This is a genomic window from Xanthomonas sp. 3793 (assembly GCF_024806835.1).
GTDB classification, from domain to species: domain Bacteria; phylum Pseudomonadota; class Gammaproteobacteria; order Xanthomonadales; family Xanthomonadaceae; genus Xanthomonas; species Xanthomonas arboricola_F.
In genome coordinates this window covers 263,268-278,851 of record NZ_JANTYU010000004.1, presented here as the reverse complement: position 1 = coordinate 278,851, position 15,584 = coordinate 263,268, and the positions used below count along the sequence as shown (strand labels likewise).

Genomic DNA, 15,584 nt, shown 5'->3' with positions numbered 1-15,584 from the left:
GGGATGCACGATGGAGATGCGAGCAGCCACCCACGCGCAAGCACTGTAGCGCCATCGCGAAGGCAGGCCTGGAACGGCGCGCACTTCGGTACGCTGAAACGATCCGGCGACGCTCGGCCCACAACGTGCAGCGCCAGGAATCGCTGCACAACACGCATGCTGTGGCGCGGCAGGTGCGGCCTTTCAGCGGTGATCAGCTACGCCCGGCGCACAGGCTTCACCTGTTTGTCGAGACGGCTGACTGCGCAGCTCACCCACGTCGCAACAACATCTGCGTCATCAACGCACGCAGGGCCGGTGGCCGCACCGGCTTGGCCAGGAACCCCCAGCCCAGGTCGAGCGCATGTTCGCGCAGGGCCGGGTCGGGTTCGGCGGTGACCAGGATGACGCGCGGTTCGCGCTGCCAGCGTTCCACCAGCTGCGGCAGCAACATGGGGCCGTAGTGCGCACCCATGCGCACATCCAGCAGCAGCAGTTCCGGCGCGTCGTCGGCGCCTGCGCCGGCAAGCGCTTCGTCCGGGCCGCCGGAAAAATCCACGCGGCATTCCCAGCGTTCCAGCAGGGCACGGGTGGCCTCGCAGACACGCGGGTCGTCGTCCACGCACCACACCCGGCAACCGTGCAGGATGGGGTCGTTGCCGTGTTCGGTGGTGGCGGTGGGAGGCGGCAACCGCGTGGCGATGGCGGCGCGTTCGCCCACCGGCACGCTGACCGAAAACACGCTGCCGCTGCCCAGTGTTGAACGCAGGCCGATGCGGTGCCCCAGCAGGCGGCCGATGCGTTCGACGATCGCCAGCCCCAGCCCGGCGCCGCGGTCGTTGGCCACACCATCGTCCAGGCGGCGGAATTCTTCGAAGATTTCGTGCTGCAAGGCGTCTGGAATGCCGGGACCCTGGTCGTGCACTTCGATGCGCAACCAGCCGCCGCGCCGACGGCAACCGATCAGCACACGCCCGCGCGGGGTGTAACGGATCGCGTTGGACAGGAAATTCTGCAGGATGCGGCGCAGCAGGGTTTCGTCGCTCAGCACCACCGCCGATGTCGGCACCCACTCCAGCACCAGGCCGCGGTCTTCGGCGAGGATGCCGAACTCGCGTGCCAGTGTTTCCAGCAGCGGGGCGATGGCGAAATCGCGCACCTGGGTTTTGAGGCTGCCCGCTTCCAGGCGCGAGATGTCCAGCAGGCTGTTGAGGATGGCGTCCTGCGCGGCGAGGGCGCCGTCGATGTTGTCGACCACGCGTGCACTGCCGGGCTCACGCACCTGCCCGCGCAACACCGACACGAACATGCGCGCGGCGTTGAGCGGCTGCAGCAGGTCGTGGACTGCCGAGGCGACAAAGCGGGTCTTGTAGCGGTTGGCGCTTTCGGCCTCGCGCTTGGCGGCGGCCAGATCACGGGTGCGCTCGGCCACGCGATGCTCCAGCGCATCGGCCAGCGAGCGCAGTTCGCGCGCGGCGTTCTTGTAGCTGGTGATGTCAGCGTAGCTGGTGACGAACCCGCCATCGGGCAGCGGGTTGCCACGGATCTCCAGCACCGTGCCGTCTTCCTTTTCGCTTTCGCGCATATGCGGCTTGCCGCTGCGCAGGTGATTGAGCCGTCGCTCGATGGCCGCCTCGATCGGTCCCGGCCCCAGCAGGCCGCGGCGGGCATTGAAGCGGAACAGGTCTTCGATCGGGCGGCCGATCTTGAGCAACTCCGGTGGGAAGCGGAACAGCTCCACGTAGCGCGAATTCCACGCCACCAGATTGAGTGCCTCGTCGATCACCACCACGCCCTGCGGCAGATGTTCCAGGCTGCGGCTCAGGCCGGCGTTGGACTGCTGCGCGGCCGTGACGACACCGTCCTGAGCGGTGCGCAGTTCTTCGGCGTGTTGCTGCAGCAGGGTTTCCAGCTCATGCCGGCTGCGCTGACGCAGCGCCGACAGCCGCCGACGCTGCTGCACGAACAACCACAGCAGCGCCAACGCCAGCCAGGCACCGGCAGCGGCAATGGCCGCAGCGCGCCCGGCAGCGGCGCTGGCGCGGGTGTCGTGCAGCAGATGCAGGCGCCAGCCGCTTTCGGGGACTTCCAGCGTCTGCCACAGCACTGGCGCGGCCAGTGGCGGGTCGCGCACCTCGGCCAGTACACCGCCGTTGCCGGTCTGCTCGATCAACCGCCGACGCAGCGGCAGCAGTCCTTGATTGGCGTACTGGCGGGTGCTCTGCAACTCGCTGCGATCGCGCGGGGTGAGTGGCGCCAGCATGCGGTAGCGCCAGCTGGCGCGGCTGGCCAGAAACACCACGCCATGCGCATCGGAGGCCAGCACGATATCCGGGGTCTGCAGCCATTCGCGCTCCAGTGCGGCCAGCGCGATCTTGATCACCACCACGCCCTGCACCTGGCCGTCAGCGTCGACGATGGCCTGCGACAGGAAGTAGCCCGGTTCGCTGGTGGTCATGCCGATGCCGTAAAAACTGCCGCTACCGGTGGCCAGCGCCTGCTGGTAATACGGGCGGAAAGCGTAATCCACCCCGACATTGCTGCGCACCGCGCGCCAGTTGCTGGCCGCCAGCGCAATGCCGCTGCGGTCGATCAGCGTCAGCGTGGACGATTGGGTGACGTTGTTGGCAAGTTCGAGCTTGCGATTGAGTTGCTGCACGTGTGCGGGCGACAGCGGGCCGGCGACCGCCGCGCGCAGTTCCGGGTCCAGCGCCAGGATCTGCGGCAGGGTGCGATAGCGGTCGATGCGTTGTTGCAGCGCCTGCGCGTACAGACGCAGCTGCCGGCGCACAGTGGCGCTTTCCTCGCGCAAGGCGTTCTGTTCGACGAAGTGTCCGGCTGCCAGCATGGCCACGACCATCCCGCCCAGCACGATGACCAGGGTGAGCAGCAGGCGGCGGCGTTGCGAGGCATACATGCCGGCAAGTATGGCGGTCTGCTCCCGCACGCGCAGCCATCGCCTGACCGTGTGCCTGCCGCCCAAGCGCGGTAGCGAGCAGTCGTGAGGTGAATGTGGATGGCGCGGAGGGGCCGGAGTGCATGCGTGGTCCATGCCGCAGCGCGCACCCGCCGCGCCCGGCTGGCGGTGAGCGCCGTCGTTTTGCTGGCTGCCCTGAACGACAACGGCCGCACCCGTGACAGGATGCGGCCGTCTCGGAACGGCTGCTGCCATTGGCAACGACAGCAGCCCAGTGCGCGGCACCGGTTGCCCGCGCGCTGGAATGCCGCAGCGCTGCTTAGAACTGCACCTGCGCGCGCAGCTCCATCACGTGCGGGGTTTCATGCACGCCATTGCGCGAGGAATCCACCCAGCTGTAGTTGGCCTGGAACTTGAAATGGCTGGTGAGGTACCAGTTAGCGCCGATGGTGGTGTCGTGCTGACGGCCGCCGTGGACGTTGTTGTCTTCCAGATTCAGGCGGCTGTAGCGGGCGGTCAGTTCGACTGCGCCGTAGTCGTGTGCGGGTTTGATGTTGCCCGGCACGCCGCCGGCATAGCTGCGCGACTCGCCGGTCAGCGACCAGGTGCCGTACACGTACTGGCCCTGCGCGATGAAGTGCGGCAGGTTGTCGTTACGCGCCACTTCGGCACGCAGCGCTTCGCTCTGCAACGAGAACGGGCCATTGATCCAGACCGCTTCCACGCCGGTGCGGATCACGTGGTCCACATCGAGGATGGTGCCGGTGTCGATCAGACGCACGTCGGTCAGGCCGGCTTCCGGGCGCGCGCGCAGGCGCACGCGCGGGCTGAACGAGACGCCGCGGCCGTCGCTGAAACCACGCGGGTTTTCCACCGAGCCGGCGATGCCCAGATGCAGCACGTTGCCTTCGGCCTTGAACGGGGTCCACGCCGCATGCACGGCCTGGGTGGTGCCGGGGTTGTCGCCCTGCAGATCCTTGCCGCCGTAGGCGCCGGCCTGCAACAGGTATTGCTGACGCTCCAGGGTCCACTCCACGCCGGTACGCCGGCCCTGGAACACCGCCTGCACCGGCAGGCCCAGCTCCATGAAGCTGCCCGCACGCGAGCTCTGCACCGCTTCCAGACCCACCGGCACCTTCATGTAGCCCAGCCGCACGCGGCCGTAGTCCTGGCCCAGCAGCGCCTTGGTCTCGAAGCGGTAGAACACGTCCAGCCACAGCTTGGCTTCGAAGTCGAAGTACACCATGGCGTCGTAGACGCCCTTCTTCTTGATGGTGGCGCCGAATTCCTTGCGGCGGAAATCGGTGCGGTCTTCCAGGCGGTCGTCGCCGGAAAAGTTGTTGTCGTCGTAGGCGTAGTTGCCGGTCAGGCCCAGCTCGGTGCCATCACCGAAGGTGTACTTGGTGGGCCAGTTTTCGATCGAGGTAGCTGCATTGGCAGCGGCGGGGACGATGGCAATGGCCAACGCCAGGACAAGCGGATTGAGGCGCATAGGAGTGGTCTTCGGCAATGAAAGGGGCCGGGCGTCCTGCCATGGCGGTCGCACTGAACAGCTTCAGCAAGCGCGCAGGTTCCGGACGGCCAACAACACAGGAATCGGTGTCTGCGTTAAACGGAATTAACGGCCGGTGGCGGCGCGGCTGAAGTGTAAGGCGACGTTCAGCCCGCCGACAGTGCGTAGTACCAATGGGCTATCGGCCCGGGCTGCGACGTACGGCCAGAATGCCCGCACCGGGTGCCTGCTCAGGCACCCTCCAGTTCCCTCGGAGTGGTGTCATGCACATCAGCAAGCCTGCCGGCCCCTTGCCGGCGCCCGTTCCCTTTTACCGTCAGCTGTATTTCCAGGTAGTGGTGGCGATCGTCCTGGGTGCCCTGCTGGGCCATTTCGAGCCGGCCTTCGCCGAAAGCCTCAAGCCGCTGGGCGATGCCTTCATCAAGCTGGTGAAGATGATCATTGCCCCGGTGATCTTCCTGACCATCGTCACCGGCATCGCTGGCATGACCCACCTCAAGACGGTGGGCCGGGTCTTCGCCAAGGCGATGACCTACTTCCTGTTCTTCTCCACGCTGGCGTTGATCGTGGGCATGATCGTGGCGCACGTGGTGCAGCCCGGCGCCGGCATGAACATCAACCCGGCCGAGCTGGACCAGAGCGCGGTCAATACCTACGTGCAGAAGTCGCACGAGCTGAGCCTGGTCGGCTTTTTGATGGACATCATCCCGGCCACGCTGATCAGCGCGTTCGTCGATGGCAACATCCTGCAGGTCCTGTTCGTGGCGGTGCTGTTCGGCATCGCGCTGGCCCTGGTCGGCGAGCGTGGCCGCCCGGTGCTGAGCTTCCTGGAAGCGCTGACCGCGCCGGTGTTCCGTCTGGTGCACATCCTGATGAAGGCCGCGCCGATCGGTGCATTCGGTGCGATCGCCTTCACCATCGGCAAGTACGGGGTGGAATCGCTGGTCAACCTGGCCTGGCTGGTGGGCTCGTTTTACCTGACCTCGCTGTTCTTCGTGCTGGTGATCCTGGGCATTGTCTGCCGGTTGTGCGGCTTTTCGGTGCTCAAGCTGATCCGCTACCTCAAGGCCGAGTTGCTGCTGGTGCTGGGCACCTCCTCGTCGGAGTCGGCGCTGCCCTCGCTGATGGAGAAGATGGAAAAGGCCGGCTGCCAGAAGTCGGTGGTGGGCCTGGTGGTGCCGACCGGCTACTCGTTCAATCTGGATGGCACCAACATCTACATGACCCTGGCCGCCTTGTTCATCGCCCAGGCCACCAACGTGGACCTGACCCTGGGCCAGCAGATCACCTTGCTGGCGGTGGCGATGCTCAGCTCCAAGGGTGCGGCCGGCGTGACCGGCGCCGGCTTCATCACCCTGGCCGCCACGCTGTCGGTGGTGCCGGACGTGCCGGTGGCCGGCATGGCGCTGATCCTGGGCGTGGACCGCTTCATGAGCGAGTGCCGCTCGCTGACCAACTTCATCGGCAACGCGGTCGCCACGGTGGTGGTGTCGCGCTGGGAAAATGCGCTGGACCGCGACCAGCTCAAGCTGGTGCTGGATGGCGGCTCGCCGCCGCTGCAGGCACCGGTGGCCTCGACCGACGTCGTCGCCCCGATCAGCGCACGCTGATGCTTCCTACGGCCCTGTTTTCTGTCGGCGCTGCCGGCAGGATGCAGGGCCGTTTTTGCTTCGAGCCAGACCCTGGCCGCAGTGCACGACGCGCTGCAACATGCGATTTCCCTGCCGCGGCGACAGCTGCGCGACAGGCCCTTGTTCAGGCAGGAGGGTAGAATTCAGCCCTCCTGCGCCTTCGAGACCCACAACGCCGATGTCCAACGACGACTTCAAACAGGCCGCCCTCGACTACCACCGCCAGCAGCCGGCCGGCAAGATCAAGGTCACCGCGACCAAGCCGATGCTGACCCAGCGCGATCTGTCGCTGGCGTATTCGCCGGGCGTGGCCTTCGCCTGCGAGGCGATCGTCGAGGAACCCACCCAAGCCAGCGAGCTCACCGCGCGCGGCAATCTGGTGGCGGTGATCACCAACGGCACCGCCGTGCTGGGCCTGGGCAACATCGGCCCGCTGGCGTCCAAGCCGGTGATGGAAGGCAAGGGCGTGCTGTTCCAGAAGTTCGCCGGCATCGATGTGTTCGACATCGAGATCAACGAGAACGACCCGGACAAGCTGGTCGACATCATCGCCAGCCTGGAGCCGACCTTCGGCGGCATCAATCTGGAAGACATCAAGGCGCCGGAGTGCTTCATCGTCGAGCGCAAGCTGCGCGAGCGCATGAACATCCCGGTGTTCCATGACGACCAGCACGGCACCGCAATCATCGTCGGCGCCGCCGTGCTCAACGCGCTGGTGGTCACCGGCAAGAAGATCGAAGAGGTCAAGCTGGCCACCACCGGCATGGGCGCGGCCGGCATCTCCTGCGTCAACATGCTGGTCTCGCTGGGCCTGAAGCCGGAGAACATCCTGGCGCTGGACCGCGATGGCGTGATCCACACCGGCCGCACCGACCTGGACCCGGACAAGCAGCGCTACGCGCGCGACACCGACAAGCGCACCCTGGCCGAGATCGTCGAGGGCGCGGATATCTTCCTGGGCCTGTCGGCGGCCGGCATCCTCAAGCCGGAGATGGTCGCCAGCATGGCGCGCCAGCCGGTGATCTTCGCGCTGGCCAATCCCAACCCGGAAATCACCCCGGAAGCGGCCAAGGCGGTGCGTCCGGACTGCATCATCGGCACCGGCCGCTCGGACTACCCGAACCAGATCAACAACGTGCTGTGCTTCCCGTATCTGTTCCGCGGCGCGCTGGACGTGGGCGCCACCGGCATCAACGAGGAAATGAAGATCGCCTGCGTCAAGGCGATCGCGGCGATGGCGCGGCGCGAGGCCTCCGACCTGGGCGCGGCCTACGGCGGCGAGACCCCGAGTTTCGGCCCGGAATACCTGATTCCGCGTCCGCTGGACCCGCGCCTGCTGGTGGAGCTGTCGTCCGCCGTTGCGCAGGCGGCGATGGATTCGGGCGTGGCCACGCGCCCGATCACCGACATGGAGGCCTACCGCGACAAGCTCGGCCAGTTCGTCTACCGCACCAGCCTGATGATGAAGCCGGTCTACGACCGCGCGCGCGCCGACAAGCAGCGCGTGGTGTATGCCGAGGGCGAAGAGGAAGTGGTTCTGCGCGCGGTGCAGAACGTGGTCGACGAAGGCCTGGCGTTCCCGATCCTGATCGGCCGCCCGGACGTGATCGAAGCGCGTATCGAACGCATGGGGTTGCGCCTGACCGCCGGGGTGGATTTCGAGATCACCAACATTCTCGACGACCCCCGCTTCAACGATTACTGGCAGTACTACCACGCGCTTACCGAGCGTCGTGGCGTGACCGTCACCGCCGCCAAGGAACTGATGCGCTCGCGTCCGACCCTGATCGCCGCGGTGATGGTGGCGCGCGGCGAAGCCGATGCGATGCTGTCGGGTGTGGTCGGCCGCTTCCACAAGAAGCTGGGCTACGCCCGCAGTGTGATTCCACTGGAGCCGCGGGTCAGCTCCACTTCGGCGATGACCGGCGTGATCAACCAGCTGGGCGTGTTCTTCTTCCTGGATACGCATGTGCAGGAAGACCCGACCGTCGAGCAGGTGGTCGAAGCCACGCTGCAGGCCGCGTACCGCCTCAAGCTGTTCGGCATCGAGCCCAACATCGCGCTGCTGTCGCACTCCAACTTCGGCAGCCACGACTCGCGCGATGCGCTGAAGATGCGCCAGGTGCGCGAGGCCCTGCTCAAGCGCAAACCCGAGCTCAACATCGACGGCGAAATGCAGGGCGACACCGCCTGGGACGAAGCGCTGCGCAAGCAGATCATGCCCAACAGCACGCTCAAGGGCCGCGCCAACCTGTTCGTGCTGCCGAACCTGGAAGCGGCCAACATCGCCTACAACCTGGTGCGCGTGTTCACCGACGGCGTGGCGATCGGCCCGATCCTGATGGGCATCTCCAAGCCGGTGCACATCCTCACCACCAGCGCCACCTCGCGCCGGGTGATGAACATGACCGCGATCGCCGCGGTAGACGCGCAGATCCGCCGGCAGCGCGATGCCGAGAAGAGCGCTAGCGAAAAGAGCGGTAGCTGAGATCCGCCCACCAGGAAAACACCGAATACCTGCCCGCTAGCGGCATTACACGCACCGCTCCAAAGCCCCTCTCCCCCCGGGGCGACAAGGCACTGCTTGCGCGCCACTGGCACGCGTGCCTTGAAGCGCCCGCGCCGCAAGCGCGGGCCGGGGCGCGGAGCGGGGGTTGGGGAGAGGATACGGTTCACCTGAGCTGCCGACCTTGCAGCGGGACCTGGCTCCGGCATCAGTCACGCGAATCGAGATTGCGTGCGTGCGTGCGCGGTGGCCACTTGTCTTCAAAAAGCAGTGCGACCGTCGTTTCGATAAACCTCCACCTCACCGCACCGCAGGCTCCGCCCCCAACAACTCGATCTCCGCCAGCTGCACCTTCGCAGGCGCGCTGAATCGCAGCCGATACTCGGCATAGACGCCAGGGGTGGCAATACGAAACGGCCGCGTCTGCAACGGCCATTCGAATGTCTCCTCACGGCGCTGATCGACCACCTTCCACGCACCATCAGCCATGCGTGCCTCCAGCGTCCATCCACTGGACGCAAGCAACGCATTGCCGCTGGTCAGTGTGTAGAGCGTCGGCATGCCGCGCGCAATGCCGCTGAAGGTCAGCGTCGATGTGGATGCAACTGCAGCCACCGTTTCCGCATCGTCGTCATGCAACGCAGCGACATCACCACCATCGTCCAGCGTGATGCGCGCGGTATCTCCGAGCAGATCCTGCAGCGGGGCAGGGCGCTCCCCGGGCGCAGTCAATGACGGCGGCACAGTGTCAGGGCCAGTGCCCCAGCGCGAAGGCGTCGGACCCATCACGAAGTCCAGCGTCGCGCCCTTGGCGATGTCCGCATGCGCCAACCAGGTCTTGCGCCAGGGCTTGCCGTTGACCTTGAGCGATTGCACGTACACGTTTTGCGGCGAATTCTGCGGCGCATTGACCACCAGCGTGCCGCCATTGGGCAGACGCACGCTGGCATGCTTGAACAGCGGTGAGCCGATCACGTATTCCGGCGCGCCCATGCGCAACGGATACAGGCCCAGTGCCGCGAACAGATACCACGCCGACATCTCGCCGTTGTCTTCGTCGCCGGCATAGCCCTGGCCGATCTCGCTCCCCAGATACAGGCGTGACAGGATCTCGCGCGTCAGTTGCTGGGTTTTCCACGGTTGCCCGGCGAACAGATACATCCACGGGATATGGTGTGCGGTCTGGTTGCTGTGCGCATACATGCCCATGCGCACGTCGCGCGCCTCGGTCATCTCGTGGATGGTGTCGCCGTAAGAGCCGGCGAACCTGGCCTCGGCGGTCTCGGGGGTGGCGAAGAACGTATCCAGCTTCGCTGCCAAACCGGTGCGTCCTCCATACAACGCGGCCAGGCCTTGCCCATCGTGCGGTGCGGTGAACGCAAACGTCCAGCCGCTGGATTCGGTGTAGTCGTTGCCCCAGACGCGCGGATCGTAGTGCGCCGCATCCACGCGCCAGCTTCCATCGGCGTTGCGTCCCTGGAAAAAGCCGATCGTCGGGTCGAACAATGCCGCGTATCCCGCTGCCCGCTGCCGGAAATACAGCGCCTCGGTTGCATACCGCTCGCGCACCTTGGCCGTGGTCGCCTGCCTGGCCAACGCGTCGGCCATGTTGGCGATGCCGAAGTCGTTGAGCGCGCCTTCCATCGACCACGACATACCTTCGTGGGTGTCGGTATCGACGTAGCCGCGGAAGGTCGAGCGCGCCATGCCCTTGCGGCCCACGTGGCGATCCGGCGCCACCACGGTCGCGTTCTTGAGCGCAGCCGCGTATGCCTCGGCCGGATCGAAGCCTTGCACGCCCTTCAGCCAGGCATCGGCAAACGCCACATCGGAACTGGTGCCGACCATCAGGTCGGCATAGCCGGGCGAAGACCAGCGCGCAATCCATCCTCCTGCACGCGCTTGTTCGACAAAGCCCTGCACGAGGCGTCCGGCATAGTCGGGCGCAAACAGCGCATACGCCGGCCATGCGGTGCGAAAGGTATCCCACAGCCCGTTGTTGACGTAAACCCGGCCATCGCGGATCGGTGCAAAACTGCGCGCCGCGCTGCCCTCGATGTTGTCGTCCGACCAGCTGTTCTGGCTTGCGTAACGCCAATCCGGCGCGTCGTTGCTTGCTGCGTTTTCATGCGCGGAGTTCGGGTACAGATGCAGCCGATACAGATTGGAATACAGCGTGGTCTTCTGGTCGGCAGTCGCATCGGGCACGTCGAACCGCCCCAGCAACGCATCCCAGGCGTCCTGCGCTTGCGCGGCGATCTGCTCGAAGGACGCCTGCGGTGCGATCTCCAACGCCAGATTGTGTCTGGCCTGCTCGAGCGAGATCAGCGAGGTGGCGATGCGCATCTGCACCTGGCGCGTCGTGCCCGCATCGAACTTGATCCAGCCGGTGGGCCGCCCGGTATCGATGCGGCCACTGGCCGTCCACGGCCGATCGAAGCGTGCATACACGTACATGCGCGTTGCACCGGTCGACAGCCCGCTGCGCACATCGGTGTAGCCGGACAATGTCTGCGTCGCGGCATCCAGGTGTAGCCCGCCGCGCGCATCCACATTGTCGAACAACAGATTGGCATCGCCGTGATCCGGGAAGCGAAAGCGCAACAGCGCCGCGTGATCGGTCGGCGCGATGTCGGCGTGCAGGCCATTATCGAACTGCACCGCGTAGCGATAGGGGCGTGCTACTTCATTGACATGCGAAAACGCCAGCGCACGCTTGCTGCGATCGGCTTCCGGCACGCCCGCGCCAAGCGAGGGCATGACCTGAAAGGTCTGCCGGTCGCCCATCCACGGACTGGGTTGGTGACTCAGTGACAGCGCCTGCAGGCGTGGCCGGTTGTCGGCGTCGTTGTGCTCGTTCCAGCGGTACAACCAGGTCAGCGTCCCCGCATCGGTTACCGGCGTCCAGAAGTTGAACCCATGCGGCACCGCCGTCGCAGGAAAATTATTGCCGCGCGAGAACGTGCCATTGGACTGCGTGCCGCGCGTGGTCACCACCCAATCCGATGGGCGCGCCGGCGTAGGCAGCGGCGCATCGCCCAGCGCGATGTCGTCGATCCAGCCGGCAGCGGCTGCGCCCGCCGGTGGTGCGATGTCGAGCTCGATCGCACGCACGCGGCGCCCGCGCAGCCCGGCCACCTCGCCCAGGCGTACTTGCTTGCGTGCCCACTGCTGCGGATACAAGGTCTTCGATTGCCCCTGCGCCCGCGCGCCCATCGCAACGCCATGCTGGTCCAGCGCCGACGTGGCGGACAACCGCGTGCCATCGTCGAAGACCAGATCCAGCGACACGTAGGTCGAGGCAACATGATCGGCGCCGACGCTTTCCGGAAGCACCATCCACGACAGCGTTGTGTCCGCACCGACCGCGATGTCGGTGCGGAACAGGCGGATGCGGTGGTGTGCGCCGCCAAGGCTGTAGCGCAAGGCGTGGGCGCCGCTGTAGCCCGCCTCCGGCTTGGCGGCAAAGGGGGCGTTGGGGCCGGTGCCGACAGCCACAGCGAGGTGCTGCGCCGCGTCCGTGATGGGCGCGGGCTCTCCTGGCTCGAACGAGGTGGAGAACGCCGGTGGCGTGCCTGCCCGGGCCATCTGCGGCGTCGAAACGAGGAGCGACGCAAGCAGGCTGGCGTGTGCAATGACGGATCGAATCACGTTAGGCGGGTCCTTAACTAAGGTGCTGCGACGGGCAGGTGCGGCGGGAGCGGGATGGATGCATGGTCAACTGCGGCGCCCGCGCCATCACCGACGACAAGGCGCCCCGATGCTGGTCAAAGATGCCCGGACAGGCAAGCGAGCGCGGCCAGATCGCTGCGCGCGCGGCTGCGATCGGCATCGCTGTCTTCGGGTGCGCTTGAGCAAGGTCGCGTCCTGCAGCAATTCCGTCCGCACGCAGCGCTGTCGGACATGTCCCGGCGCGATGCGTCGGGAGTGGCCACCGGGCGGGTTTTGTATGACTATCCAGAGGTCGACGATCAAGGCAAATGACATGGAGCAGGCACAATGAAGTGGTCGATGGGTCTCAGGAGCGCCGTGGTGGCCGCCAGCATGCTGCTGTCGGGCTGTGCAAGTGACGATTGGGCGACGGCGGACGCGTCGTCTCCGCCTGCCGATTGCCTGGTGGGCAACGACGATGGCCCGGTGGCGCCGGCTGGCGCCACCGGTGCGCGCAGCCAGCACGATTCGCGCTGCGATCCCGCCAGGCGAGCGGAGTCCACCGGCATGCGTGCCGACCCGATCAAGCCGAACTTCGGCAAGCGGAACCAGTGAGGCGCCAAGCGGCGTGCTGCGGCACCGATCGGTGCCGCGGCCGCTCTTGCAACGGCCAGCGCTGCTAGAATGCTGGCCGTTCCCCACCGCTTGCGATGTACGCCATGAGCCAGACCGCCACCGCGCCCGCCAATGCCGAAAAGCGTTACACCGTGCAGCGGGCAGACCTGCCGCTGAGCTGCCCGACGCCGCAGATGGCGCTGTGGAACTCGCATCCGCGTGTGTACCTGCCGATCGAGGACGAACCCAACGGCGAGGCCAAGTGCCCGTACTGCGGCGCGTTGTTCGTGCTCGCCGACTGATCCTGGCCGGATGCACCGCCTGACCGTGGTGCAACTGCTGCCGGCGCTGCAGTCCGGCGGCGTGGAACGCTCCACCCTGGAAGTGACCGCTGCGCTGGTGCGCGCCGGCCATCGCGCCGTGGTCGTGTCGGCGGGGGGGCGCCTGGTTCCGCAATTGCTGGACGCCGGCGGTGAGCACCTCACCCTGGATATCGGCCGCAAGTCGCTGCTGACACTGCGCCATGTGGTCGGTTTGCGCCGTCTGTTCGCCGAACTCGGCGCCGACATCGTGCACGCGCGTTCGCGGCTGCCGGCCTGGCTGGGCTGGTACGCGCTGCGCGGCCTGCCTGCCGCCACGCGTCCGCGCCTGGTCACCACCGTGCACGGACTCAACTCGCCCAGCCGCTACAGTGCGGTGATGACCTATGGCGAACGCGTCATCTGCGTCTCGCAGACCGTGCGCGACTATGTCTGCACGCATTACCCGCAAACCGATCCAAACCGTCTGCGCACGATTCCGCGCGGCGTCGACATCGCACAGTTTCCGCGTCGCCTGCGACCGGATCGGCGCGCACGCAGCTGGGCCCAGACCCTGCTGCCCGGGCTGCCTTCCGACGCGCCGCTGCTGCTGTTGCCGGGGCGCGGTACGCGCTTGAAGGGGCATGCCGATGGCCTGCAACTGCTGGCCGATGTGCGCGCTGCCGGCGTGCCTGCCTGGTTGTGGCTGCCGGGTGCACGCGAGCCGGGGCGCGAGGCGTATGTGCGCGAGCTGGAAGCCGAAGCAGCGCGATTGGGTGTGGCCGAGGCGGTCGCCTTCACCGCGCCCACCGCGCGCATCGCCGATGCCTATGCCGCCAGCGATCTGGTGCTGCAGCTGTCGCGCAAACCCGAAGCCTTCGGCCGTACCGTGGTCGAGGCCTTGTCGGTGGGCCGGCCGGTGCTGGGCTGGGCGCATGGCGGCGTTGGCGAACTACTCTCCGAGCTGCAGCCTGGCGGCGCGGTGCCGGCCTTCGATACCGATGCGTTGCGCGCCCAGGCGCTTGGGCTTCTGCAGCATCCGCCGACACCGCCGGCGGTGCTCCCCTATACGTTGCAGGCCATGCAATCGGCCACCTTGAAGGTCTATGACGAACTCCGCCGTTGACGCACCCGTAAGCGCGCCCGCACTCACGCCCGATGCCGGGCGTTGGGCGCCGCTGTGGGTGCTCCTGTTTGTCGCGCTGTGGCCCACACCCGGCCTGGCCGAAACCGTGCTGTCGCTGGGCGCACTGTTTGCAGCCTACCGTTTGCTGCACGCACGTTTTCGCGGCGGCACGCGGCTGCTCAGCGGTGCGGCCTGGGCGCTGACCAGCGTGCTGTTCTTTGCGTACTGGCTGCCGCAGATGCTGTCCGCGTTCGATGCGGTGGATGTCGGTCGCGCGCTGCGCAAGTCGGCCACCGACCTGCGCTATCTGCCTTTCATGTGGCTGTGCGCGATTGCGGTCGCAAACGCGCAGCGGCGCCGCCGCACCTTTATCGGCCTGGCGGCGATCGGCGGGGTGTGGACGCTGGATGCGCTGTTGCAGGCCGCCATCGGCAGCAGCCCATTGTTCTTCGCGCTGGATCAACTCAAGCAACTGATCAGCGGCCATGGGCTGTGCACGCCGCAGGAGCTGGCACTGGTCGACCGCCTCAGTGGCGTGCTGGGGCCGTGCAATCTCAAGTTCGGGCAGACCCTGGCCAGCCTGTCGCCCTTCCTGCTGTTGGCGCTGGGACGACGCAACGTCTGGGCCTGGGCAGGCGCTGCGGCGGCGGTCGGCGTGGTGCTGGTGTTGGCTGGGTCGCGTGCCTCGTGGATCACCTACGGCGTGATCGTGCTGCTGTCCGGCTGGCAACTGCTGGGCGGCCGGCGCCTGCTGGCAGTTGCGGTGGCCGGGGTGCTGCTTGCCGGTGGCGTGGTGGCGTTGGCACCGCAGGCGCGAGAGCGCATCCAGCGCACGACGCTGGCGTTCGGCAATGGCGACCAGGGCGTGGATCAGGCCTTGTCCGGGCGCGGCCAGATCTGGGGCGCGGCGTTGTGCATGATCCGCGCGCATCCGCTCAACGGCGTGGGCGCGCGCGGGTTTCGACAGGCGTACCCGGCCTGCAATCCGGCGCCGGCACAGGCGCCGGCCTGGGGCGATGGCCCGGCTTTCCACGCGCACCAGATCGTGCTGGAAATCCTCGCCGAAACCGGTGTGATCGGCTTGCTGCTATGGCTGGCCGGTGCGGCGCAGGCGTGGCGTGCGTGGCGCTATTCGAGTGTGGCTGCACGCGAGCAGGCGCGCCCGGCGATGATTGCGCTGGTGGCCACCGTGTTCCCGCTCAATACCCATCTGGCGTTCTACTCCAGCTTCTGGGGCGGGCTGAGCCTGATGCTGGCCGGCTTGTATGCCGGCGCATTGCTCAACGACGATGCGGATCAGACGCCGCCGGGCTGATTGGCCTGCATTGAAATGGCGCGTGTCGGTGC

8 protein-coding genes, 1 other RNA gene and 1 pseudogene are annotated in these 15,584 nt (G+C 66.9%); 6 read left to right on the top strand and 4 right to left on the bottom strand.

Going from position 1 to position 15,584, the window contains the following annotated elements; genetic code table 11:
* Window positions 1–250: 250 nt before the first annotated feature.
* From FHY18_RS14695 to FHY18_RS14685, 3 genes are all read right to left on the bottom strand, one after another.
* Window positions 251–2,896: a PAS-domain containing protein gene (locus tag FHY18_RS14695; protein WP_259156971.1), complete on the bottom strand. Its 2,646-nt coding sequence runs from the start codon at window positions 2,894–2,896 to the stop codon at window positions 251–253.
* A 59-nt stretch (window positions 2,897–2,955) separates the two neighbouring features.
* Window positions 2,956–3,031: non-coding RNA, sX9 sRNA (locus tag FHY18_RS14690), on the bottom strand.
* Window positions 3,032–3,215: 184 nt separating this feature from the next.
* Window positions 3,216–4,388: an OprO/OprP family phosphate-selective porin gene (locus FHY18_RS14685; protein WP_259156410.1), complete on the bottom strand. Its 1,173-nt coding sequence runs from the start codon at window positions 4,386–4,388 to the stop codon at window positions 3,216–3,218.
* 284 nt (window positions 4,389–4,672) lie between these two features.
* Between FHY18_RS14685 and FHY18_RS14680 the strand changes: the two genes are divergently transcribed.
* Together FHY18_RS14680 and FHY18_RS14675 are read left to right on the top strand one after the other, a co-directional pair.
* Window positions 4,673–6,019 (top strand): dicarboxylate/amino acid:cation symporter, encoded by a 1,347-nt coding sequence (locus FHY18_RS14680; protein ID WP_259156409.1) that lies wholly within the window; start codon window positions 4,673–4,675, stop codon window positions 6,017–6,019.
* A 199-nt stretch (window positions 6,020–6,218) separates the two neighbouring features.
* Window positions 6,219–8,528: an NADP-dependent malic enzyme gene (locus FHY18_RS14675; RefSeq protein ID WP_259156408.1), complete on the top strand. Its 2,310-nt coding sequence runs from the start codon at window positions 6,219–6,221 to the stop codon at window positions 8,526–8,528.
* A 318-nt stretch (window positions 8,529–8,846) separates the two neighbouring features.
* On the opposite strand, the pseudogene FHY18_RS14670 reads toward FHY18_RS14675, so the two are convergent.
* A pseudogene (locus tag FHY18_RS14670) lies at window positions 8,847–12,107 on the bottom strand (GH92 family glycosyl hydrolase); the annotation flags it as partial.
* Between the two features lie 450 nt (window positions 12,108–12,557).
* On the opposite strand from FHY18_RS14670, the gene FHY18_RS14665 reads away from it, so the two are divergent.
* From FHY18_RS14665 to FHY18_RS14650, 4 genes are all read left to right on the top strand, one after another.
* Complete coding sequence (locus tag FHY18_RS14665) at window positions 12,558–12,812, top strand: hypothetical protein (RefSeq protein WP_259156405.1); 255 nt, start codon at window positions 12,558–12,560, stop codon at window positions 12,810–12,812.
* A 104-nt stretch (window positions 12,813–12,916) separates the two neighbouring features.
* Window positions 12,917–13,114 (top strand): zinc-finger domain-containing protein, encoded by a 198-nt coding sequence (locus FHY18_RS14660; RefSeq protein ID WP_005990898.1) that lies wholly within the window; start codon window positions 12,917–12,919, stop codon window positions 13,112–13,114.
* Between the two features lie 10 nt (window positions 13,115–13,124).
* Window positions 13,125–14,237 carry a glycosyltransferase gene (locus FHY18_RS14655; protein WP_259156403.1) on the top strand — a complete coding sequence of 371 codons (1,113 nt, stop codon included), beginning with the start codon at window positions 13,125–13,127 and terminating at the stop codon, window positions 14,235–14,237.
* Window positions 14,218–15,552 (top strand): O-antigen ligase, encoded by a 1,335-nt coding sequence (locus tag FHY18_RS14650; protein ID WP_259156402.1) that lies wholly within the window; start codon window positions 14,218–14,220, stop codon window positions 15,550–15,552. The genes FHY18_RS14655 and FHY18_RS14650 overlap by 20 nt, the downstream gene beginning before the upstream one ends.
* Window positions 15,553–15,584: the final 32 nt, after the last annotated feature.